Here is a 24,302-nt window from a genome sequence, read left to right on the forward strand (position 1 = left end):
CCGTCTTGTTAATGAATTCACGCTAATAGTAGCGTTGTTATATCTAATGCTGCGGCTTTGCCAGTTCAAGATTTAAAGGGCCGTCCTTGCTCCAGCTGGCAATTCCATCATCTTCTTCAAACTCAACAATGACATCGGAAACACCCTTCATCGCATGGACGACTGCTTCAATTTTTTGTTTAATCGCAATCGCTTCAGCGAGTGAAATACTCGTATCAATTTCCAGCTTCATCTCAATATGATATTCTTCGCCTTCCTTCATCGCGTACAGCGCTCGGATGTCCTTAACCTCAGGATGGGCAAAAATATGCTTGGCAATAGCGACTTCCATTTCATCATCGGCTTCACTTAACGCACCCTTCGCGTTATCGAGGAATACTTTACCGACCACGTAGAACATCAGCACGCCGATCACAATCGATGCAACCCCTTCAGCCGCATGCCATCCGAGAAAATAAGAAAGCAAAATACCGATAATCGCGATCACGCCACCAATAGTTGCGACCAAATCCTCCATGAAGACAAGCTTCGTTGCCGGCTTTGCCTTGCCTAATTTGGTAAAGCTGACCGGAATAACTTTAAGTCCCTTTGCCTCTGCGCCAACCTCATGAATGACCTCCTTCATCGCCTTGAACAAAACGAAGGACTCCAAGCCAACGGCAAGTGCTAATACGATCAAATTTATAATAGTTCCTGTTCCCGACGTTTCCACAGGATGCAGGATATGGTGGTAGCCTTCCTTAATTGCTTCATAGCTCATAATCCCTACAATAATGACCGCGCCCAGCAAAACAAGGTTGACCAGCCGCCCGAAGCCATTCGGATAACGATCGGTAGGCATTTTCTTACTTAAGGCACTACCCAAATATACGAAAAATTGATTCGCTGCATCTCCCAGCGAGTGCATCGTCTCGGCAAACATCGCTACATTTCCAGTGATGAAAAACGCTGCGCCTTTAATAATTGAAATAATGGTGTTCACAATAGCGGCCGTTAACGCAGATTTATTGCCCTTGCGTAATAATCCCGCTTTCCCTGTTGCATTTGCCACGAATAATTCCTTCTTTCTAAGTATGTGTTAATTTGGTGCATAATACCAATCATACAACCATTATCGCCAAATTTGAATATATAAAATTTTGCCCCATTCGACATAATTTCAAAAGTCTCGCCATTCATATTGATAAATTGTGGCTCTGCTGGACTTATGGTAAAGTAAAAGCAAAACAACTGAACGTGAAAGGAGCAGGGCTGTGAAGGAACGAATTCCTGAAATTCTTGCTTATATGCAGGAAACGGTTACTCAAGATTTAACCGTGGAAGAAACCGCAAACCATTTTGGTTACAGCAAATATCATTTCAGCCGCGAATTCAAGCGATTGACAGGTTTTTCAGCAGCAGATTACTTATCCTCTTTAAAAATCGAGCTTGCCAAGCAAGCCCTGCTTCGCAATGAGCATTCAGTTACTAACTCCGGGTTTGATGTAGGCTATTCCAGCATCGGCACATTCTCTACCACATTCACCAAGAAAACCGGACTCTCTCCACGCGAATACAAGCAGCAGGTAGAAGCGCTGTACAGCGTGGCGAAGAAGTATGAAGAAACAACTACTGTAGTTGTTGGTCACAAAGACCCTCCTGTCTCAGATGCAAGCCGCTGCCATATTTCCGTTCATTATCCCGAAGGCTATCAGGCTGGAATTACATTTGTCGGATTTTTCAAGAGCCCGCTCCCCAATCATCGACCGGTGGTCGGAGTCGCGCTCATTAAAAAAAGCACGCATCTGTTCGAGCATATTCCGAACGGCTCCTACTACCTCCTTGCTTGTTCTATAGAGAAAACCTTCAACCCGCTTCGCTACTTCGTGCTGGATGACTGCTTGCGCGGACGTGTGCAGCAACAGCTTCATTTCCCCCAGGATCACGATCAAGCCTTCAATATCCAGCTGCGTGAAGCGATTCCCGAGGACCCGCCGATCGTCGTTAATGTATTGAAGCTGCTTACCGACTCCATAAAAAAATAAACCTGCTCTATACCGTCCAACAATTCCGCAATGAATGAGAAGTTTTTGCCGCATTTTTCTGTCAAAATGAGCTTGTACCTCTATTATGAATAGAAAGGGATGGGATTGATGGACATAACAATTACGCCTTATCTTATGCTGGATGGGAGAGCACAGGAAGCGATTCAATTTTACCAGGAGCTCTTTGGAGCGGAAATCATCGGACAAGAATTTTTAAAGGATTGGCCTGGAGAAATGGGGATCGAGGTTACACCTGAAAATGAAAATCGCGTCATGCACGCACATCTGAAAATCGGCAATTCCGAGGTCATGCTGGCCGATTATTTGCCCGGCCAAACCCCTCAACCGGGTTCAACCATCAACCTGATGATCGTTGTCAAAGAAGTAGAAAACGCGAAAAAACTCTTTTCCCTGCTGCTAGACGGTGGAAAGGAAGTGTTGCCACTCCAGGAAACAGGCTTCAGCCCAGCTACAGGACAAGTCATCGACAAATTCGGCGTCGAATGGCAAATTATAACTGATCACCCGGATATGGCAGGCTGATCTTTTGCAAGCTTAGGTCTGTCCGAAAGGTCAAAGGCGATCCACTACGTTTTCGGAATTGCTTTGCTCCTTGCTGTAGCTTTGTTTGTTATGGTTATTATTGTACGGGATTAGTTTGCGTCCGCTTGTGCAGAAGTGGACGCTGATGCAGCTCGCCCGCGGAAGGTTGAACTGTGAGAGACCTATTCTAATAGGAGAGGGAGTTAATTGGGAGATGAACGACAAACCCTCGGAGCAATTGTTAGTTTACATGTATTCATCCCCGGGGGCTTCGAGCCCCAAATGGAAAAAATTATGAAGTGGCTTCCCTAATAAAAAATATTTATAAATAGTCCAACCTGTCATGCTATTGTCATGCTATAGGTGGTAAAATTGATAATATTTTTTATTTTAAGGAGGCGCTACATGGGGGAATTATTAAAGGACATTTACAGCAAGGACTTTTTAATAAACTTTAGCAGCATCGTTCAATCTGCTTATAAAGCATTTGATACATCAGCTTTTATTACGACAGTGATGGATGAAGCATGGGATGCGCTTCCCCTTAAAGCGCGGACACGGAAAATTTCAGAAAGTCTTGGAATCTTTCTGCCAAGCAGCTATGAAAGTGCGCTTGACATCCTCTATGCGATTGCCGACTCATGCATTGGTTTTCCTTATCTTTTCTTCCCTGATTTTGTAGCCGTGTATGGCAAGGAAGAAAAGCATTGGGAGCTTTCTATGAATGCACTTGAAAGCTTTACCCAGAAATCATCCGCCGAATTTGCAATCCGAACATTCATCCTCTCTGATCCGGAACGAGTTATGCGGCGGATGACCGCTTGGGCAGAGCATCCCAATGAGCATGTACGCAGATTATCTAGCGAAGGTTGCCGACCGCGCCTTCCCTGGGGAGAAGCACTGCCGATGTTTAAGAAAAATCCCGAGCCGGTATTATCTATCCTGGAGCTGCTCAAGGCAGACCCTTCACTTTACGTGCGCAAAAGTGTTGCCAATAACCTGAACGATATTGCAAAGGACAATCCAGAGCTTGTGCTTGAAACCGCGCATCGCTGGATCGGTAAAAATCCCGATACAAACTGGATTGTACGCCATGGCTGCCGCACCTTGATTCGAAAAGCCAACCCTAAGGCGATGGAATTATTCGGATATGAAATTGCTCAAGATCAGGCTCCAATTGCAACTCTTGCTTCATTGTCGGTACAACCTTCTACGCTAACAATTGGCAACAGTTGTGAAATTCAATACAGCCTTGACATACGCAAAGGCGAACCCGCCCATATTCGAATCGAATATGGAATTGACTTTATCAAGTCCAATGGAAAGGCATCCCGTAAATCCTTTCTGCTTTCCGATAAAACCGTACCAGGTGGTGTACATCTTACTGGAACGCGTAAGATTAGCTTCTCAGATCTATCCACCCGCCGTCATTACCCGGGCAATCATCGGATTGTGCTGTTAGTGAATGGTCAGGAAGTTGCTGAAACATCGTTAATGCTCGAAGCTTAATAACAAGAAGCAACTCCAGAAAACATTATTAGCTGTTTCATTTATGCGGTTACACTAAAAAGCTTGCCCAGTAACAACTACCGAGGCAAGCTTTTAATCGTATAGAATTTCTCGTAATTTTTTTCTGAATCCAATATCTATGGTCTAATAATTTCCGAAGGTCTCTTAATACGTGTTATCATGATGACTCCCAAGATTTGAATTCCGGACACAACAATGGACATATCAAACCGACTTACAACAAATATTAATGCTGGAGAAACGATAATCATAGCAAACATACACCAACGTATTACGCCTTGTTTGCCAAGCTCTCGCTTAACAAAGAAATAGATCATAGAGACCAATAGTGTTACTGATATGAACAAATTAACTCCCGTAATCAAAATACAAATCTGAACCCACAAAGTGGTGCCTTGTCTGATAAGTTGTATGACGAATAAAACATATAATATAATGATCGCGAACAATAGGATCGGCCATATTGGAGCGTATAATCTCTTAATGTAAATAAGCCACTCACCGCTATCCTCATCTTCACTTATTTTCTCCAGTTTCCGGTTAAGCTTGTCTACCTCACTTACTATCAATGCCTGCAATGTATGAAGAAATAATGGATTAAATTGCTTGTAATAATCCCGAATGACCGCACGTTGCTCACTTGTCAAGTGAGGACCACATTCTCCTAACAAAGCATACATCTGCTGTTTACTAACGTCATTATCCAGATGAAGCACGTTCGCAATAGCTAACTCAAGTTTTGTAAAGAGACCTTGCTTTAACTGTATAGTCATCAGTTCGTTCTGTTGTTTTTCATCTATCATGCTTTTGAATTGCTTATACATCCAGACAAGTATTGTCCCTATTATCGAAATAATTAACGTCTCTGAAGCATTCGCTTTTAAGAATGCTGCAATATCTGCCCACATCTATATACCTCGCCTCTACTCGTAATCTGACTTTTGAGATTTAGTACCTTCATATGTATGTATATCGGCATTCTCTACATCTTTTGATAATCCGATATTCATGAGGATGAGAGCATTTTCCTTCTTATCTAACTTAATCTTTAACTTTATTTGTGAATTTCTTAGCAAGCAACATAGACATGAGTTGAGGAATCAAATTCAAAATGCTAACCAAAAGCAAAAATTGATTTGGGCTTAATGGCTTAAAATAGCCACTCCATTCAGCATTCCCTGCCATTTCACTGATGAAATAAAAAGAGAGAATTAATGAAAATATATTGCCAATAATAATGAATAACGAACTACTAAAAAGTTTGCCCAGGATAGCAAGAAGGACAGTCACTACAATCATAAGTAAATAGCCAAGCATGGAGCGATTTTCGAAATCCTGATGCATTGAAAAATACACAAAAGGAAAGCAGTATAAGCAGGCTATTAAAATGCCCATTATAATTTTTCTCATTTTGGTTACCTCTCTTGTTAATTTATACAAAGTATCTCATAAGGTGGATTAATTGGGAAACAAGAAACTTTCCGACTTTTTCTTATTGTATCACTTGTCTCATCGATTTTGATTTATATACCGGCCTATATCGGATTGTAAAATTAAAAAAGCAGGCCTAGCCACTTTCGACGGCTGAGCCTGCTTCTGCTCTTTTCGAGTATTCATTTAATTTAGCTTTGGTTGCGGTTAATAATAGGTACCGTGATTTCCTCAGGATACTCGATATTCGAATCACCGTTAAATTCACGATCCATAAGGATATTGGCTTGTTCTGTCTCAGTTTTGTCAGACAGGCGTTGATCCTTTTCAGAATCTTGCTCACGTTCCAAGTCTATCCCCTCCTTCCAAAGAGGTAGTATTTCCACATGAAGAAATACTATTCCGGAAGATTATTATGCTCAGCGAACAAGACCAAAATGCTAACCAAAAATAAAAATTGATCTGTGCTTAAAGCCTTAAAGTAGCTATTCCCCCCTTCATCACCCGTCATCTCGCTGATGAAATAAAAAGAAATAACTCACCGTCAGTCCACATATTCCACAATATCATGACTCACCAATTTACTATTCTCCACAAAGGTTGACGGTCTGGTATCCTTGTTTAAAGCACGTAAACGAACTCGATCAAGCGTTAGACGCTCAACATTACGAATATCTAAAAAGGTAGCTCTGCTCCAATCTGGATAATAATTCTCCGATACCTGCTCCGGATGCTCAAACCTCATATCCCACACCTTTGGATATTCCTTCGGGATGCTTTGACCATCTACTCCGCCGATTGAGGTGTACATTATATCGCTTAACACTAAATCTTTAATCGGATAGCTTTCATGTGCATCGACACGTATCCCGTTGAATTGCGGAGAACCCATCATATCATCAGTAAAGCGATAATGTATGTTTTTCATCTCATCATCATCCGTAGCTATAACATTAGATATTGTAATTCGTTCTAAGCGACCGATTTCAGGCATTGTATGTAAACTGATTGAAGAGCCTATTACATCCAATCTATTATTTAACAGGATAAAGATCGGTCTACTAACATTTCTCATAACCATGCCCTGTACAACGATATCTGATATGGAACCGCCTTCCGTGCATTCTATTTTTATGCCTTCGCGCCAAACATTTTCGAAGGTACAATTTTGAATAACAACATTGGAAATCTCACCTATTGACTTTAATCCAATTCGAATGGCTGCACAGATTGATGTAAAGTGGCAATTGGTAATATGCACATTCTTCATTGGGTACTGACGACTACTCGATTGGAGACAAAGATTATCGTCCGTTCCCAGTATGCTGCAGTTTGAAACAAATACATTTTGGCAGCCGTCAAAATCCAGGCCATCTCCGTTATACTTTTTTTCATTTCGAATATCCAGATTTTCACACCATATATCCTCACTATCTAAAAAGGCAGTTGTCCAGGCCGCTGTATTGTATAGCTTCAAATCCTTCAAATGTACGTTCTTGCAACGTAATATCCGTATCATCATCGGACGATCGATTGTTCCTTCATTCGGGAAAAAGTCAGCATTCCCGTTAATGGTCCCCTTGCCGACAATTCCAATATTCGTTGCATCCTCTGCATATATAAAGCATTTATCCATATCCTGCTCGTTCACATAACGGTTATAATGCGTATCTGCACTGTAATCACGAATATCGGGGTTAGCGAGCAACACTGCTGAAGGATTAATTTGCAAATAAACATTGGATTTTAAGCGAATGGTTCCAGCTACAAAGGTACCTCCATGCAGCAGCACATAGCCTCCCCCTGCTTGATGGCAATCATCAATTGCAGCTTGAATCGACTTTGTGTCAACAGATAAGCCATCCCCCTTTGCACCATACTTGCGAACATCAAATTTATCGGTCATCGTAATCATCCTCCATTTATTATCCGTGTTGATATATGGCTAGTGTAGAAGAGTCGCACATCGGCTCATATGAAGCTTTTTAAGGTAAATGTCAGCTTTTTTAAGAAAATTAAAAATTGAACTCCCTCCAAAGCTCGGATTCTTTCATATTTAAGGCTTTCGTTAAATTTGAGTGCTACTGCACTCGCCTCACTTATTAGATGATGTACATATCTATAACGTTACTTATCCAATAAGGAGGAAAGCTTCTATGGAGACAACAGCTTCAACGGAGACAACAGCTTCAACGAGCCGAGCAGCACTTTTAAATGTGATAAGGGAAGCCGAGCAGCTCCTTCAAGCTAGTAGTGAATATTTTACGGAGGGAGCTAAAGTAGATATTTTAGATTTGCTTCAATCAGCCAAGCAAGCGCTGCAAGCTGCTGCTTCTCCGTTCACTCGCAATAGACAGTTTTACAAATACGAGGATGCGGATCACTACTTGTTCCACATCGATCGCTTTACGATGGTTCCGCCCTTCCAAAGGGATGGCGATGTATATACGCGCTATGGCTTAGTCGAGGCGCTAGCGTGGTTAAAGCAGCAGCATCTATTGGCTGGTGGACTAGCACAAACTCGCAGTCGCGCTAAGCTGGCACTGCAAAAAGCAGATGAGCTGTTGCAGCAGGCAAAAGTCGGAGAACAGGTCGGAAATTACCCAGCAAACAGCCTGCGCAGCTTACAGGCAGCCACTGACAAATTAAGCGCTGCGTTAAATGATCCAGCAGCTACCCAAGAGCAACTAGCAACAGCTGCCGTCAAATGCTTTAACGAGCTAAGAGCTTGCCGGCATTCGAGAATATTACGCACCGATGCTGATCCTTTTTGTTCACTATATATGAATGACGAGGAGCTAGGTTCGCTCAAAGCAACCATTCGTAAGGATCCCTTTATCGCAAGCTACTATGACAAAATCAAGGCTTTATCCGATCAATTTACGCTCGATGAATTGCAACGCTCACTTGAACTAATAAGCGATCAGCAGGCAGATTACGACGAGTTGAATCAGCACTTCTATTTATGGAGCTCTACCGATAAAATTGTTAACTTCCAAGCTCCACAAGGGACTGACTATGGCAAAATCTCGTTTATATTACCTTCGATAGAAAATGAAACCGATGGATTAGGGCATGTATGGATTGATAACGTTCAAATCCATTCCGCTAGCGAAGGGCAGCTTACGATTCATAATCATCATTTTGAAGAGGGCGATACAGCTCCATTGTATTGGATTCCTGTTGCAAGAAAGGGCACTCCTATTATGAAATGGGAGGATCAATATCCGTTCCATGGCGGCGCTGACAGCAGCTCGACCGCACGTTCGATCTACATGTGCAATCCAACGCATCAGGACGAGGCATCCTGGGAATATAGCGAATCTATTCCCCTCATCAGTGGAAATAAATATACGCTAATATTTGATGCCAAAATTGATGGAAAGCTTGTACGCGGCATTAAAACGGTGCTTACCTTCTATAATGAGCGTCATGAGGACCTTGGACAGTTTGAATATTACTTCAATCGCAAATCTTCCATTGCTGCAGGTCGTTATCAGCTTGCCATGCAATGTGATGCCATTCAATATCATCTTACTCGCGATCGCTACTATGCAGAAAAGGTTAAAGCTGCTCTATTGTTCATCTTTAACGATTTTTGTCAGGGTGCCGAGCATTGGATGATCACTAACCTTCGTCCAGAGGGAAGTGATAGCTATGGCGCTGTACAAGCGGGGCGCTTATTAAGCGTAGCAGCAGTTAGCTATTCCATGATCAAGTCTGCCAACGTCTTTACGGCTGCAGAAAAGGATCGCTTCTACGGAATGATTAAATATATGCTGCGTTATGTGCTGGACCTGCGCGATCGTACAGAATGGACGACCTATGAAGCACAAAGAGGCTGCAGTAATTGGCAAACGGATATGTGTGCCGGTGCCGGACTAATGATGATGGTATTAACAGACTTTCCAGAGCGACTGTCCTGGCTATATAACGCTGAAACGATACTAAAGGCACAGCTAGCCCTCAATGTTAACGATGATTCCTCTTGGCCGGAATCGATTCGATACCATGTTGCAGCACTGGAACGCTTTGCAGGCTATGCAAAAATATGTGGCCGTATAACGGGAGAGGATTGGTTTGCGACATCAGCACTCGTACCTATGTTCGAGTATTTAGTAGCTATGCAAACCCCTGCCTATCCTTACTTTGATCATTGCATCGGTACGCCGCCATTTGGCGATCATGCGCTAACAGCAGGTGCAGAGTATGGCTGCTTCCCTGTTTATATATCAGAGGTAGAGAAGATTGATAAAGGCTTGGCGGATCGTATGCTTCTTACCTGGAAGGCTGCAGGAATGCCAGTAAAGAAGCTGTGGGGAGAAGGCATTGTATTCGAAAATCTTATCTCGTCATTGCTGCATTACGAAGTGACGACAGAGCTAACATTAGCGTCGACAGCAAGCTACCCGGACTCCGGTATCTACATTTTTAGAAATCATATGAACACCGACAAGCAAAGCTACTTTGCGATTATGTCTAGCCCTAACAAGATAGCACATGGTCATCTGGATCAAGGCTCCTTTATTCTATACAAAAACTCCATTCCACTCGTTATGGATACGGGCATTGAAGGATATTTTGATTCAAGCACGCAGTGGCATATTAGCTCTTATTCGCATGCGTGTGTGCAATTCTCTACGAATAAAAAGGCTGAGCCCTTGCATGGTGTGGAAGCAATTAATCTATCCGCAGGTACGTACAGCCTGGAGCGCGGATGGGTGGATGTTCCTGTGTCTAGTCGCGTAATTGACGTCACGCTAACCGATCAGCTCGATTCCATCACAATTGAGATTGAAAACCCGGAGGGTGCCGGCAAGCATATTCGCCATGTGACGTACATTAAACGTTCAGATCTGTACATCATTAAGGATACCGTTGAACAATTCGCAGGCGATGTGCTGTTCTCGCTACCAATCGCAGCGATCGATGCCCGTATCGAGCGTCAAAGCATCGTAGCTAGCTGTCCAGCTAATCTAAATCTGGATGTACATTTTGTAAGCGAGCTCCAATCCCTTACGTTAGATACTGGTCGTTCAACTCACTTTTTTGATGGGGACGATATGAGCTGCTCCTATATGACCTATGTTCGAGCCGTTGCAGCTGCTTCGTCTGGCTTTCTTACGATTCTAGCACCGAGAGAAGCTGATCAGGCCCCTATTAACATAGTCGCTCAATCGACAGATTCATTTATTATTCAAGATGCAGCGCATCACTATCAGATCAAGATCAATTCAGGCGACAACACCATTACCGTATACTAGGAGGAATAAACATATGCTTGGACGCGTTAATCTTCTTCGTGATTGGACGGTGACTACCGAAGGCAGTTCCGCTCCCTCTCCTACTATGATTCATGTCAATCATCCGAAACCTTCTGACGGAGACGGCTGGTATTCTATTGGCTTTGAAAAAGGGAATCATTATTGCTTTGATACAATGGGCTGGTACGGCTTAGAAATTGAATTTGAATCCAATCATCTTGTTTCCGAATTTAAAATTAATGCTCATTTTATAAATCATCCTGACATTGAAGCAAATGTAAAAAGCTCCACTAAAGGAAGAAATACGCTTTATGTGAGTTTGTTAGATTTTGAGATCGAAAGGGCAAAGGCAAATGTATGGAGATTTTTAACAGGCTTTACCTTTACAAGTAATGCTTCGTTATTAAGCATTTCACTCCTGCGTGCGAAGGAGATCTTCGTCCATTCAAGCTGTAAAGGGAAAGCTGGTGATGTGAATGAGGAGATCACCTATACCGTTACGCTGCTGAATTGCACCGAGCAGGAGCAGCTCGTAGCCATTAAGCAGCAATTTGATGGCTGGGAGTCTCTGATCGCTAGAATCTCTCCTAGTGAAGTAGAGTTAAAGCCTGCTCAATCCATTGATATCAAGGTTCGGCTCACTATGCATCAAGATATCGTTCCCGGAGGCCATGAATATACAACCTTAAACATTACAGCAAATGGTGGCAGTAATCATACGACAGCGTTACAGCTGATCACCTCTCGCAAGCTTCCGCATCCATATATTTATTGGAATAAAGAGCAATGGAAGCATCGCAAGGAACTCATTGATAAGCATGAATGCTTTCAGCCAGGCTATCAGAAAATGATAAACGATGCAGACCAGTGGATCGTTAAGCCTCCTCTATCCATTGATGAAAGAGATTATTGCTATGATACATCTGAGGAGCATTATATTATGTCAGCAGCCTATGCCTATGCCTTGACTGGGGAACAGCGTTATGCGGAAAAGGTCGCTCAGTTTTTTAGATACTTTACTGATCCGCTCAACGGCTACCCCAATAAATTAAAGGGCTGTAGTCAGAGCTATGTGCAAGAGGGGCATTTCTTTCAGCATCTGGCGATTCCGTACGATATTATCTATGAAGCAAATGTATTGTCGGCAGATGAGCATCAAGCAATCGAGCATTGCTTCCGATTGTATATGGATATTCTTGATGTTCATATTCAAAGCGGACATATTTCTAATTGGTTGTTATCTGAGATTACCGGGGCCGTTTATTGTGCGATGGCTCTTCAGGATATGGATCGGGTATTTCGCTTCGTATATGGGGCCGGTGGAACGATCGAGCAGATGAAATACGGCCTGTTCAATGATGGCTGGTGGTATGAATGCACGGTTAGCTATAATACATGGGTCGCCTCGATGTGCCTTCATACTGCGCATGCCTTGCTTCCATTCGGCATTAATATCATTCATGCGCATTTTCCGGTGCCATACAATAAGCAAGTCGATAGCACGTATAAAGCGCAGCCGCCACATATTCGCTTCGGCATGGTGAACGAGCGTTGGGGCGGCAACCAAAAAAACTATATTTGTGTAAAGGATATGTTCGATGCTGCGATTCCTTTTCTTGATTATCGAGGAGTTATCTTTGGCATTAATGACTCCTATGAACGAAAGCTTGAAGGCGTTCATTTTGGCTCCACGTATGATCTGGCCTACCATTACTATAAGGATGAGCAATACGTGCCGATTATGAAGCAGCAGCAGTACGTCGATCCCATCTTTGGTCATGCTGAGCTTCCAGATGTCGTCTCTTCATCCATCGCTAATAATGCATACTCCGATAATATAGGCATAGCGATGCTGCGCAGTCAGAAAAAAGGCAGAGCACAGGCTGAGCAAATTCAAGCCGTTCTTAGATACGGCTCACACGGATATGCGCACGGGCATTTTGATCGTACTGAACTGCTATCGATTATGCGATACGGACGAAGCTTTTATAATCCTGAGCATGTATGGTGGGGCTATCTCCATTTTATGTACAAATTTTATGTTCAAAATTCGATGACTAAAAATATGGTCGTTGTTGATAACAAGATGCAGGTTCCGGCAGATTCGAGAAGAACTCTGTTTTACTCAGGTGAGATGGTTCAAGCAGCCGCTGTAGAAACAACAGCAGCATGGGCATACCCGCCTTATGGCGGCATGATTTATCAGGAAGGTGAAACATTAGAGCAGCGCGCTGCTTTAAATGCAAGCTGCTTACCTGGTTCACCGCCTGATGCAGCATACGGGCAGCTTTCCCATTATAGTGAGCCTATTTTTCAAAAAAGATTAATGGCGGTAACGGATGACTATATCGTAATGTTCGATTATGTTAGCGGAACGGAAGAGCATCAATTCGACTCCTTATTGCAAATCAAGGGCTTTCAGCAGCTAACTGCCGACTCGCTAGAAAAAGTAAAGCAAACGAGCCAATGGACGACTAACCCGCTTTCTGACGGTCAATTTATTACAGATTGTCATTGGTTTAAAGTAAAGGGGCAAAGCTTGGCCCAATTCGAAACGGTATTTGGTGACGGAGAGGATCTTAGAGGAACACGCAGCTTTTACAATACACCAGGCTCGCTAAAATTAAATGTCCACACTGCGTGGCCGCTTCAATCAGAGCAAATTATCGGTCGAGCCGCTGAGGATCATAGCATGATGATCCCTATGAGCTATCGTGTTGAAGCAGACGTCGAGGAAAATGCACAGGTGCTGGCAAGTGGTCGCTTGGATGCTTGGCTGCTAGGTGAAGGCAGGGTTGAAATCGAGCTAACTCCGACGATGAGATCACTATCTTTAATCGTGAACAATCATCCGCTATATAATGAGCAGAAGTATCCTTATCGATCGAAGCAGGGCTTGTTTTGGGGAGCAGCCTATCTTGAAACACGAGATGGCAAGCAAATTCCAATTCACGAATTGCCTCTAGCCTTTCAAAATGTCGACCATGGCTACGGCATCGGTAAAGATTATGAAAATGGAAGGGTAACAATAGTTGGCAATGAGTATCCATATGCGATACCGACAAGCCCGATTGATCATTCGTGCGAAGCAATTATTACTGTACCTCTTCCCGAGGAGCTTCACGCAGTCAAATTTGTTGGTCTGATCGGTGCTGACGCATTTCCGGGAGATGAAGCCCAACGTCGCATCACCTACGGTGTAAGAACGAATGGCAAGCTTGCACGCTACATTACCATTATTGAGCCATTTGAACAAGAAGCGATGATCTCCTCCATACAGCCAATGAGCGAAAACAAAGTGATTATTCAATTACGTGATGGGCGTTCGCAGGAAATAGAAGTTGAACATATGGATAGTCAGCGCAATCAACTATCAATCTCTGAATACAGCAACGGATTACTCATAAGAAAGGAAACTACTCAGCAGTAAACTACATGCCCCAGAGTGCTGTTCAACACATTCTGGGGATTCTTTTATATTAAAAAACTTCCATTATTCATTAAAAACGTTACATACCTACTACTAGCATTCATCTACTATAATAGACTTCACGATCTACGATGGAGGGACATTATGCAGCGTATTCGTCATTTTATATTAAGAAAGCGTTTACTTATACAATTGATCCTTTCAAATGTCATTTTAGGCTTGGCTATCGTTTCAAGCTTAACGATTTTTATTACATCCAAAGTGTCTGGGCATTTGAAAGAGGAGCTGACTGCTTCAACGGATCAAGCATTGGAGCAATCCTATAATACGGCCAGTATATTATTAAACTCTACCTACCAACAGTTCGCGACTGCCTATTCTTCATTAGACATTCAAGCTGGCTTTTATGCGAATGAGTTCAGCGCTGAACTTATGGGCCGAATCAGTAATACTTTAACGAATCTAACAACAATTAATCCGATGATTCATTCAGCTTATTTAATAAATTCGCGTCATCAACTTGTTTTCTCCTCCTTGACGACGATGAGGCCATACGAACAATTTTATGATCAACAAATTCTTCAGCTATTCGAATCAGAAGCATTACAGGGCTCGATATTTATTCCCAGAACGACCTCCTTTGTTTCCGATACAAAAGCCTTTGAGGGGAATTTGATTTCAGTCGCATTTATGAATTCAAAGGATCGTACGGCAATTAACGGTGCTCTCATCCTGAACTTTGATCAAAAAATATTGCAGGAAATGATTATGAACGGAACAAAAAAAGAAAATCAATCCTTTCAATCGATGATATTAAACCGCCAGGGGATCGTTATATCTCATTCTAATTCTGAACTCATAAATCATGATTTCTCTAGTCAGGATTCATTCCGCACTATTCTCGATTCTGATCATGATGAGGGCATAATCGAAGCTCAAATCAACAATGAGCCGCATCGGCTGTTCTATATGAAATCCGATAGCCTTGGCTGGATCTTTATTGGCGACGTCAATTACATCACATTACTTAGCAAGGTAAATGATACCAAAAACTACATTCTACTCGTCGCTTTAATTATTTTGTGCATCGTCATTATCGTCGGGCTATGGTTTACAAGAATGATTTACGGACCGATTCATTCACTATTAACGAGTATTAAAAAGTCGGCGAATCTATCCAACAACTCGCCAAGCAGTGAGTATGATCTGCTGTCTGATACCTTTAGCTATTTAGATCAAAAGCTGCAACGGCTTCAATATGAAATGTCGAGCTTCCGCGATCACGAGAAATCAACTCTCTTGAAGCAATGGCTTACTGGAAGCTGGGGCAATGAAACAGAATTTATCGCCAAGCTGCAGCGAAATGGCATCGATATTGCAGACCAGCAATTTCAAGTATGTATGCTGCGGCTCGATACCTTTAACCAATTAAAGGAGAAGTATGCGGCTAAAGACATTATGCTGCTGAAATATGCAATTTGTAATATCGCGGAGGAAATTAGCAATCCGTGCTTCAACAGCTATTGTGTTGACGCTGATAGCGATCAGGTCGTTATTATTTTATTCAAGCCACAGGGCTCTGAGGATGTAATGGAAGAGCTTTTACGTAAAATCCAGCATAATATTAAGGCTTATTTGCATATTCGTGTATCTGCTGCTATTGGAAGCCATGCTTCAGCAATGGATGAGGTAGCCGAATCTTTACAAAGCGCGTATCAAGCCTCTCGTTATCGTTTGCTAATAGGTGAAGAAAGCATCCTCTCGTATCATATTGAAGAGGATCGACAAAGCCTGCACGATCAAACATCTGGCGCATTGGAGAAGGTCGTCACCGATGCCCTGAAGCTCGGAGATGTTACGAAATACGCTGATGCTCTCCATGAATACCTGGAACATTTAAGAGCTATTGCCATTGATGATGCACTGCTGCATTTAAATCAGCTGCTATTTACGCTTAATCGCACTGCCAAAAGCATGGCAAGCGGGGAACAGCTGAAAAACAAACTGGATGTCGGTTATTTAGCACAGCAATTATACCAGGCGGTAAGCTTGGATCAAGTTATGCAGCTCCTCTTGACCCTAGGGGAGGAGGCGATAGAAGCTAGAAAAGCACAGGCTTCACAAAAAAACATGCTGTTGATCGAGAAAATTAAAAATCATATTGCTGCCTCTTACATGGATCCTAATCTTTCTGTCGATGCCCTGGCGGACGTAGCAGGATTATCCATTAACTATATGCGGAAAATTTTCAAGGACATTACGGCTGTTTCACTCAATCAATACATTAACAGTATTCGATTCGAGAAAGCCAAGCATCTTCTGCTTACAACCGACATTCCCGCCAATCGCATTGGAGAAATGATCGGGATGGATAACACAAAATACTTTTACAGCTCGTTCAAAAAATACTGTGGCAAGACACCCGATCATTTCAGAAAAAGCACTGATCTCAATTAAATATTGTAAAAAAGTGCACCGAACTTCGCCTGAAGCGGTGTTTCTTTTTTATCACTCATAGAAAATCATACCTTTCTTCCTTTTTTATACCCCGATATAGCGATAAAATCAGGCATTTTGTGCATTATTTGCGGTTTTGGAATGCTCATTTTACATGTACATTGGTATCACACCAACACAACGAACAAAGGAGGGTTCAAATGAGCGAAGCTACAGCAAGTGCCTTAACTCCACAAGAGGCAACTAAAAAACGCGGTAAATTTGCAGCATTTATTTATGAATTAATTAAAAATAAATTTTTATACCTGTTGGCATTACCCGGCATGCTCTGGTTTTTTGTATTCGCTTACCTGCCCATGGTTGGCATCATTATTGCATTTCAGGATTTTAAAGCGATGAAGGGAATTTTAGGGAGCGAATTTGTTGGATTAAAGAACTTTCAGTTCTTCTTTCGCTCTGGAGATTGGATTCAAATTGTAACAAACACTTTATTTCTGAACACCTTATTTATTGTTTTTAATACGTTAGCTGCTGTAGTTATTGCAGTCATGGTCACAGAGTTAGGCGGGAAATGGTTTAAGAAAATTACTCAATCGGTTATGATTTTCCCCCATTTTCTTTCCTGGACCGTAGTCGCTATGTTTGTCATGGCGTTCGTTGCTACGGATGGAGGCTTTATCAATCAATTTATCGCGCTTTTCGGATTCGAGCCGATTCAATTTTTATCCTCCCCTGGCTATTGGCCATTAATTTTAGTATTACTTAAGATTTGGCATGGCGCGGGCTTTGGCTCCATCGTTTACATGGCAACGATATCTGGCATCAACCCTGATATTTACGAATCCGCTTCAATTGACGGGGCCAGCCGTTTTCAAAAAATACGATTCATTACATTGCCATTATTAAAGCCAACGGTAATCCTGCTTACGATATTAGCTGTAGGCGGAATATTCAACGGAGATTTTGGAATGATCTATGCCATCGTGGGCAGAAACCCAATGCTTTATCCGACGACAGACGTTATTGATACTTATCTATTCCGCTCCATGATGGATCTGGGAGACATGAGTATGTCGGCTGCAATTGGCTTCATGCAATCTTTAGTAGGATTTATTCTTGTCCTGACCGTCAATGCCATCGCCAAAAAAGTAGCACCAGAATCAGCAATCTTCTAAGGAGGTGATAACCGATGTCTATAAAGGAAAGCTTCTCAGATCGCATTCTAAAAATGTTTTTTTATATCGCAATCGCCTTATTTTCTGTGTATTGTCTAATTCCATTTTGGTCTGTTATCGCGAGCTCTCTCACCACCGAAGCTTCACTTGTTAAAAATGGTTATATGTTTTGGCCGAGTGAGTTTAGCCTTGATGCTTATAAATTAATATTTCAGGACAACACCATCTATAAATCGTATGGCGTGACCACCTTTGTAACTGTGGTTGGTACTGCGCTTTCCATGATATTCACCAGTGCTATGGCCTACACCCTGTCCGTTAAATCGGTAAAGTATCGCAACCATATGGCCTTTTACATCTATTTCACGATGCTCTTTCATGGCGGACTTGTTGCTACGTATTTACTTATCTCCAAGTATCTTGACATGAAGGATAGTATATGGGTGCTCATTATTCCGAGTATGCTGAGTGCCTGGAATATGTTCTTGTTAAGAAATTTCTTTGCATCGATTGATGATTCCATAGCGGAATCCGCAAAAATAGACGGGGCCAATGATGCTTATATTTTATTTCGAATTATTCTGCCGATCTCATTGCCTGCTATTGCGACGATTGGTTTGTTTTACGCCTTAAGCTACTGGAATAAATGGTTTGATGCGATGCTTTATATCAATAACAAGGACTTGTTCCCATTACAATACTTAATTCAACGGATTATGAACAATCTTGATTTTATTAATCAAATCTCTGCTGATGTAACCTTGCCAAACTTCATACCACCTGCAATGACCGTTCGACTCGCAACTACTGTCGTCACCATTGGCCCTATCATTTTCTTATATCCGTTCCTGCAAAAATATTTCGTTAAAGGATTAATGGTAGGCGCTGTGAAGGGCTAATTCCGCTTAAGCGGTTTAGTATATAAAGCTTAGATTATTTAAATAAAGGGGATGAATATGTATGGTTAACATGAAACGTATGACTGCTTTATTATTATCTATCGTTTTAGTCTCAGTATTGTCTGCATGCGGCTCCAACAACAACAACGCTAATTCAACAGGCTCAACAAACAGTTCAGCACCTGGCAGCACAGACGCTGCAAAGGGAGCAGAGCCTCCTAAAGCGGTTACGTTAAAGGGGATGCTTTTTGGTGATGAACCAAAGGATCTGGATGTCGTGCTGCAAGAATTTGAAAATCGCACGAAGGATACGCTTAATACAAAGCTCGATATATCATGGAATTCTTCAGCGGATCACAAGCAAAAGGTTAAGCTGATGATGGCTGCTGGTGAAGAGGTTGACTTTGTATTTGATGCTGATTTCCAAAACCTGCGCGAGCTTGTTCCTCAAGGTGCATACGCTCAGCTGGATGAATATTTCAATAATGATGACTATCCCGGTCTTAAAGCTGCCTTTTCAGAAGAATTTATCGAGATGAATAAACGATATGACAATCATCTTTACACGATACCATTTACGCAATATTTCTATGATCTGCCTGTCGTATATATCCGTAAAGATTTGCGCGAAAAGCTGGGCTTTAATGAACCGATCACAAGCTATGATGAGCTGCAGCAATTCTATGATAAGGTTCTATCCTCTGAGCCTGGAGTGACTCCACTTGCTTTGCGCGGCAGCAGCGGCTTCCAGGAAATATGGGCTCCTGAACGTGCAGAGCTTGATACCGTACGTCCGTTAACATTAGGCGGTATCGTTTACTATATTCATCTATCGGATGATCTAAAAACAGTGCAAAATGTTGTTGCGATGGGTGATGCTGCTGAAAGCTGGGCTACATTACCTGCTCCATTTGACACAATGAAAACCGCATTTCCGCAGTACGACAAATGGGCGGAGTGGAGCAAATATCTCGAAAAGGATATTTTAAGTCAAAAGGATCATAAATCCTATTTTATGTCAGGCAAGGCCGCGTCCTACTACGGAACAATTTCTTCTTATGCGGCAGATAAAAAGCTGCTGAAGGAAACGATTGCTGATGCTGATCTGGAATTTTTCGTGCTTAAGGATCGCATTCGCAACATGGAGCCAAAGGCGATTGCAACGAATTATAAAGCGAATAACTCCATTGCAATTCCTGCATCATCTAAAAACATCGATCGCACGATGAAGTTTTTTGATTGGCTGTTCCAAAGCCGTGACAACCATGACTTATTTGAGCTAGGAATCGAAGGAGTTCACTGGGAAGCAGTAGGCGAGGATCAATATAATTTGCTTGATGCTTCAGATAACTATATGTTCCCGGGCTATGAGTTCACTTGGAATCCGACTATGATTCGTACATCCGCAGACCTGGATGAGACTGCAAAGAAATATTTCGAGTACTCTGCTGATCCAGACAGCTATTATGCTCCGGTATTAGCAAGCTTTTCGTTCGATACCTCTAACGTTAAAGGCGAATTTGCTAACGTTCAATCAAAGGCCGATCCATTTATTCAAATGCTAAAAGCTGGTCAGATCAAGGATTGGGAGTCCGAGCTTCAAGCTCTAAATAAAGAATTGCAGGCTTTAGGACTGGAAACAATTCGTCAAGAAATTAAAGCTCAGGTTCAAGCCTATCTCGATGCTGGCGGCAAGTAATGGTTAACATTATCCGGTTGACGACCCTCGTCAACCGGATTTTTGCTGCTGGATAGGAGGTCAATCCTTACTCCCATTCCTTTTATCTGTTCACCGCCTACTTGAGAAAATTATGGGCGAGCGAAAAGAGTTGACAACTGCTAATAATTCATCTATTTTAATATTGAACGGTTGAACCGATCAACCTACATACTAAAAAGGAGTGATTTTTTTATGACTATCTTACATAACGAAAAATTTTCAAAAAATGCTGAGCGCGCCATTGTTATTGGAGGAGGGATTAGCGGGCTGCTAGTTTCGAGAGTCCTCTCCGATCATTACAGCGAAGTGATTGTTCTCGATAAAGATGATTTTCCAGAAAAGCCCGAACATCGCGCTGGCGTTCCGCAGAGTTTTCAACCTCATCGTCTTACACCTCGTGGCAGAATGATTTTGGATCACTTTTTCCCTGCCTTTAATGATGATTTGCTCGAAATGGGGGCTCCTTCATCCCAAGGGAAAACGGCCTATTTTTCTTACGATTTCGGAAATATGGAAATGTCGATTCCGGACAATGAGGCTACTTTCAGCCGTGCCTTACTAGAATGGGTATTACGTGAACGAGTAAAGAAGATTCCGAATGTTCATCTGAAGCCTAAACAAGACATAATCGGGCTTCTGACGAATTCTGATAAGACTGCGGTGACAGGAGTAATTGCACGGGACCGTACCCAGTCGGGGCAAGAACAAACGTGGAACGCTGACCTAGTCTTCGATGTTAGCGGAAGCAACTCTAAATTAGTGACATGGCTTGAACAATTAGGGTATACTATTCCCGATCCGGATATTTTGAAAGTGTCGCTTGGCTACAGCACCCGTCATTACCGGATCCCCGATTCGCAGACTAGAAATTGGGATGTCTATCGCAAAGACGGTAACCCTTCCAATCATCAATTTACCGCTGTCTTGTCAGTGATTGAGAACCAAACTGCTGAATTATTGCTGTGGGGGGTTGGTGGGCGCGTTCCCGACACGAAAGCGCAGGAATTTGAACAAAACGTGGATCAGCTGAAAGATTCGCTCCTATCCGAGCTTTTGCAGGGGCTTGAGCCGATCGGGGCGCCTAGGGGCTATCGGATATCGGAATTACGACGTCATCGTTTCGAGCTAATGGAACGCTGGCCTTCCGGATTGCTGGTAATGGGGGATGCGCTTTGTACATTCGATCCCATATATGGACTTGGTATGACCGTGGCCGCGATCGAAGCGGAAAGGGTCGCGTCTTATTTCCAAGAACAGCGCAATAATCCTCAGCCTCATTTCGAAAAAAGAATGCTTCAGGGATTGCAGGAGGCTTTGGAGCCTGCTTGGTGGTTGAATTGCGTACACGACCTGCAATGGCCGAATGTAGAATATGCCGGGCGTCATCTCGCGGGGATTTCATTTGCCCAGAAATACATGAACCTCGCCCTTCAACAAGTTGTATCGAAGCAGAATTCGGATTTGTTTTTACTGCAATGGGGGGTAACCTCGCTATTATTTTCGCCTGGCATGCTCTTTAATCCTCAGATGGCCGATTTCTTTCTCGCTCATGCATCTGACGAAGAGTCTCGCGAGTTGATGACATTTTTACAAGAACAAGGTCAGACATTGGAAGAGATGATGGAGCAAATTCCTAACTTCGCTAATGCCTCCTTTGTTCAGATCCCATCGGGAGAATAGATTGATAGGTTATAATGTAACGAAAGGATGAAATAGTAATGTCGCCTTTAAACGAAGAGCAGTTGCAGCAAATTCGGGACGAGCGCAAGGAACAAATTATGAAAGCCGCATTGAATATTTTTGCCCGTCGCGGCATTATAGGAACAAAGCTGAGTATGATCGCCACAGAAGCTGGAATCAGTCAGGGGCTTCTTTACCATTACTTTAAGTCGAAAGACGAGCTGTTCATCGTACTGATTGAGCAGGCGCTTCAAGAGTCGATTGAAGGTTTGAAAAGCATTTATCATTTGCCTGGAACACCGCTCGATAAGGTAAGGGAGATGACCCGCCTATTCCAAGAAGGGCAGCCTTATTTCATGCTAATTCACCAAGCTAGAACGTCGGACGGTGTACCCGAGCAGGCCAAGAGGCTAATTGAAGGGCATTCTATGGAAACTTACGTCGTAGATATTTTGGAGCCACTGTTCATCGAAGGGCAAAAGACCGGTGACTTTACATCTGGCGATCCTCGACAACTGATTTCCGCCTATTTTACAGTAATATCAGGCTTGATGACATTAAATATTAATGCCGACAATGCCTATCAAATGCCGGATGTCGATTTATTATTGCGAATCGTGTCGGGGCGGCCGTGATTCCCGGTTTTAGTAGAAACACATTCCATATGGGATGCCTGCACGTTAAACCGGATAGGAGGCTACCCATCAGTTGAGTAGCCGACCTTCCCAACCACCGTGCATCCTATTCGGTACACGGCGGTTCAATCGTTTGAGTGCAATTGACGTAAACGCTCGTACTGAGCAGGGAAGTCATAATACCCTGCCTGTGCGAGCCTTTCGTTTGTTACATTCCAGTTGTGCAGGACTCGCTTCATGTCCGCTATATAAAAATTTGCTTGCGCAGCAGGTTCACCCGCCTAGGCTGCTCGATTCAGATTGTCTCTGCCTAGTATTCTTTAGCTCGATAAAAAACAATCAACATCTAATTCGTTATGTGCAAATCCATTTCTGCTTTATAGCAATGTTTCAGGCGGTCGGGCCATGAGGTGAAATTGATGAGTGCGTCGTCGACATGGGTAAGTTGATCGATGGCTCCGACGTGGGCGAGCATACGGATCGTTTCGTCGGTAATCGCACTTTTGCACGCTCCTACATAACTGCCCGCGTTTAAGACACGATAAGGACGGACAGCATCGTTGATACCGACCTGAAAAGGCTCAAACTTAGGAATAACTGACGGTGTAAGCCCAAGAGTATTATGGCGTTCAGCGACAATTTCAAGCGCTTGCTTCACGGCGTTTTCTCGATCTTGGTGATTAGAAGATCCCAGTATACGGTCTAAGACCGGACCGATTTCCGATGCGACACGCAGCCTGGAAAATGCCGTTCCAAACCATTTAAGATAAGGCCAGTAACGTTTTTCTTGAAGAAAGCATAGCTCCATAATAAGGCGAACGAGCCTGAATGCAACCATAAGAGAGCCTCTCCCATCGTTTGCTTCAACGGTTCTGCCGAGCAAAGGCTCGGTATTGCCGATGAGGTGCCACTGGGAGGCCATCATCCACAGCCAAATATCCGTCGGATACCAAGACAGCTGCTTGCGCATCCGAGTCAACTCGCCCAATTCATCGTGAAATACTGCTCCAGCAGTGAATTGGAGCAAATGTTGCTGTGGCAGCGAAAGCCACTTATCCTTTTGTAATTCGGTGTGCGAATCGATCTTAAGTTGCACTGACAACCAATGATCTAAAGTCGTAACCTCGACATGATGTCTGACTGATTCGGTTTGCCAGGAATAGAAGCGAACCGGGTACCCCTTGTAGACGGCCGGCAATCCATGCTCAATCGCTTTAGATACCTCGTTAACGTGTGATGCACTGACAAATACTTGCATCCGTGGACCCCAACTGTGATCTGTCGAACGCTGCTGATCGAATCCCAATACTTCAGACCCTTCCCCAATCAGGGCGGCAGCGTGTGGCCTATCAATCAACTTTTTGACAACATCCTCATAAAAATGACGTGACAGCTCAATACCTGGAATGAACGAAACCACTGCAATGAATTCCTCCTCGATTTTCGGGGAATTACACAGTTTATAGGGCCGATGATGCGTTATCCCCGTTTCTTGGTTCTGCCCAATGTTGATT

General features: G+C 43.0%; 17 protein-coding genes. 11 read left to right on the top strand and 6 right to left on the bottom strand.

The genetic code is table 11. From position 1 onward, the window contains the following. Window positions 1-43 precede the first annotated feature (43 nt). Window positions 44-1,051, bottom strand: coding sequence for a cation diffusion facilitator family transporter (locus tag KJS52_RS09000; protein ID WP_213514391.1), 1,008 nt, complete (start codon window positions 1,049-1,051; stop codon window positions 44-46). A 202-nt stretch (window positions 1,052-1,253) separates the two neighbouring features. Between KJS52_RS09000 and KJS52_RS09005 the strand changes: the two genes are divergently transcribed. The 3 genes from KJS52_RS09005 (at window position 1,254) to KJS52_RS09015 (ending at window position 4,076) form a co-directional block, all read left to right on the top strand. After that, window positions 1,254-2,024 (top strand): helix-turn-helix transcriptional regulator, encoded by a 771-nt coding sequence (locus tag KJS52_RS09005; RefSeq protein WP_213514392.1) that lies wholly within the window; start codon window positions 1,254-1,256, stop codon window positions 2,022-2,024. Window positions 2,025-2,132: 108 nt separating this feature from the next. Further along, window positions 2,133-2,567 (top strand): VOC family protein, encoded by a 435-nt coding sequence (locus KJS52_RS09010; protein ID WP_213514393.1) that lies wholly within the window; start codon window positions 2,133-2,135, stop codon window positions 2,565-2,567. A 405-nt stretch (window positions 2,568-2,972) separates the two neighbouring features. Beyond that, entirely contained in the window at window positions 2,973-4,076 is a 1,104-nt protein-coding gene (locus KJS52_RS09015; protein WP_213514394.1) for a DNA alkylation repair protein, read from the top strand. A gap of 137 nt (window positions 4,077-4,213) precedes the next feature. Here the strand turns inward: KJS52_RS09015 and KJS52_RS09020 are convergent, their stop codons facing one another. The 4 genes from KJS52_RS09020 to KJS52_RS09035 form a co-directional block, all read right to left on the bottom strand. Continuing rightward, a complete protein-coding gene (locus KJS52_RS09020) occupies window positions 4,214-5,005 on the bottom strand; it encodes a hypothetical protein (protein ID WP_213514395.1) in 792 nt (263 codons plus the stop codon). 133 nt (window positions 5,006-5,138) lie between these two features. Continuing rightward, the gene (locus KJS52_RS09025; RefSeq protein WP_213514396.1) at window positions 5,139-5,507 is read right to left on the bottom strand and encodes a hypothetical protein; all 369 of its coding nucleotides are present in this window, start codon (window positions 5,505-5,507) and stop codon (window positions 5,139-5,141) included. Between the two features lie 212 nt (window positions 5,508-5,719). Then, on the bottom strand, window positions 5,720-5,878 hold the full coding sequence (locus KJS52_RS09030) for a hypothetical protein (RefSeq protein WP_213514397.1): 159 nt from the start codon (window positions 5,876-5,878) through the stop codon (window positions 5,720-5,722). A gap of 194 nt (window positions 5,879-6,072) precedes the next feature. Further along, window positions 6,073-7,434 (bottom strand): glycoside hydrolase family 28 protein, encoded by a 1,362-nt coding sequence (locus tag KJS52_RS09035; protein ID WP_213514398.1) that lies wholly within the window; start codon window positions 7,432-7,434, stop codon window positions 6,073-6,075. Window positions 7,435-7,684: 250 nt separating this feature from the next. On the opposite strand from KJS52_RS09035, the gene KJS52_RS09040 reads away from it, so the two are divergent. From KJS52_RS09040 to KJS52_RS09075, 8 genes are all read left to right on the top strand, one after another. Next, window positions 7,685-10,792 carry a heparinase II/III domain-containing protein gene (locus tag KJS52_RS09040; RefSeq protein WP_213514399.1) on the top strand — a complete coding sequence of 1,036 codons (3,108 nt, stop codon included), beginning with the start codon at window positions 7,685-7,687 and terminating at the stop codon, window positions 10,790-10,792. Between the two features lie 13 nt (window positions 10,793-10,805). After that, window positions 10,806-14,222: a hypothetical protein gene (locus KJS52_RS09045; protein ID WP_213514400.1), complete on the top strand. Its 3,417-nt coding sequence runs from the start codon at window positions 10,806-10,808 to the stop codon at window positions 14,220-14,222. Window positions 14,223-14,366: 144 nt separating this feature from the next. Beyond that, the gene (locus tag KJS52_RS09050) at window positions 14,367-16,679 is read left to right on the top strand and encodes a helix-turn-helix domain-containing protein (RefSeq protein ID WP_213514401.1); all 2,313 of its coding nucleotides are present in this window, start codon (window positions 14,367-14,369) and stop codon (window positions 16,677-16,679) included. Window positions 16,680-16,879: 200 nt separating this feature from the next. Beyond that, the gene (locus tag KJS52_RS09055) at window positions 16,880-17,854 is read left to right on the top strand and encodes an ABC transporter permease (RefSeq protein WP_213514402.1); all 975 of its coding nucleotides are present in this window, start codon (window positions 16,880-16,882) and stop codon (window positions 17,852-17,854) included. 14 nt (window positions 17,855-17,868) lie between these two features. After that, entirely contained in the window at window positions 17,869-18,753 is an 885-nt protein-coding gene (locus tag KJS52_RS09060) for a carbohydrate ABC transporter permease (protein WP_213514403.1), read from the top strand. A 61-nt stretch (window positions 18,754-18,814) separates the two neighbouring features. After that, the gene (locus KJS52_RS09065) at window positions 18,815-20,452 is read left to right on the top strand and encodes an extracellular solute-binding protein (protein WP_246563338.1); all 1,638 of its coding nucleotides are present in this window, start codon (window positions 18,815-18,817) and stop codon (window positions 20,450-20,452) included. A 213-nt stretch (window positions 20,453-20,665) separates the two neighbouring features. Next, entirely contained in the window at window positions 20,666-22,153 is a 1,488-nt protein-coding gene (locus tag KJS52_RS09070; RefSeq protein WP_213514404.1) for an FAD-dependent oxidoreductase, read from the top strand. Between the two features lie 38 nt (window positions 22,154-22,191). After that, complete coding sequence (locus tag KJS52_RS09075; protein ID WP_213514405.1) at window positions 22,192-22,788, top strand: TetR/AcrR family transcriptional regulator; 597 nt, start codon at window positions 22,192-22,194, stop codon at window positions 22,786-22,788. Between the two features lie 346 nt (window positions 22,789-23,134). Here the strand turns inward: KJS52_RS09075 and KJS52_RS09080 are convergent, their stop codons facing one another. Then, the gene (locus KJS52_RS09080; protein ID WP_213514406.1) at window positions 23,135-24,208 is read right to left on the bottom strand and encodes a DUF4037 domain-containing protein; all 1,074 of its coding nucleotides are present in this window, start codon (window positions 24,206-24,208) and stop codon (window positions 23,135-23,137) included. Between the last annotated feature and the right edge of the window lie 94 nt (window positions 24,209-24,302).

The organism is Paenibacillus montaniterrae (genome assembly GCF_018403185.1).
Lineage (GTDB): Bacteria > Bacillota > Bacilli > Paenibacillales > Paenibacillaceae > Pristimantibacillus > Pristimantibacillus montaniterrae.

Bases quoted from the DNA above. Each gene is read 5' to 3' on its own strand.
- KJS52_RS09035 (WP_213514398.1), bottom strand. From the start codon at position 7,434: ATGACCGATAAATTTGATGTTCGCAAGTATGGTGCAAAGGGGGATGGC.
- KJS52_RS09020 (WP_213514395.1), bottom strand. From the start codon at position 5,005: ATGTGGGCAGATATTGCAGCATTCTTAAAAGCGAATGCTTCAGAGACG.
- KJS52_RS09070 (WP_213514404.1), top strand. From the start codon at position 20,666: ATGACTATCTTACATAACGAAAAATTTTCAAAAAATGCTGAGCGCGCC.
- KJS52_RS09065 (WP_246563338.1), top strand. From the start codon at position 18,815: ATGGTTAACATGAAACGTATGACTGCTTTATTATTATCTATCGTTTTA.
- KJS52_RS09040 (WP_213514399.1), top strand. From the start codon at position 7,685: ATGGAGACAACAGCTTCAACGGAGACAACAGCTTCAACGAGCCGAGCA.
- KJS52_RS09055 (WP_213514402.1), top strand. From the start codon at position 16,880: ATGAGCGAAGCTACAGCAAGTGCCTTAACTCCACAAGAGGCAACTAAA.
- KJS52_RS09075 (WP_213514405.1), top strand. From the start codon at position 22,192: ATGTCGCCTTTAAACGAAGAGCAGTTGCAGCAAATTCGGGACGAGCGC.
- KJS52_RS09050 (WP_213514401.1), top strand. From the start codon at position 14,367: ATGCAGCGTATTCGTCATTTTATATTAAGAAAGCGTTTACTTATACAA.
- KJS52_RS09015 (WP_213514394.1), top strand. From the start codon at position 2,973: ATGGGGGAATTATTAAAGGACATTTACAGCAAGGACTTTTTAATAAAC.
- KJS52_RS09045 (WP_213514400.1), top strand. From the start codon at position 10,806: ATGCTTGGACGCGTTAATCTTCTTCGTGATTGGACGGTGACTACCGAA.
- KJS52_RS09060 (WP_213514403.1), top strand. From the start codon at position 17,869: ATGTCTATAAAGGAAAGCTTCTCAGATCGCATTCTAAAAATGTTTTTT.
- KJS52_RS09010 (WP_213514393.1), top strand. From the start codon at position 2,133: ATGGACATAACAATTACGCCTTATCTTATGCTGGATGGGAGAGCACAG.
- KJS52_RS09025 (WP_213514396.1), bottom strand. From the start codon at position 5,507: ATGAGAAAAATTATAATGGGCATTTTAATAGCCTGCTTATACTGCTTT.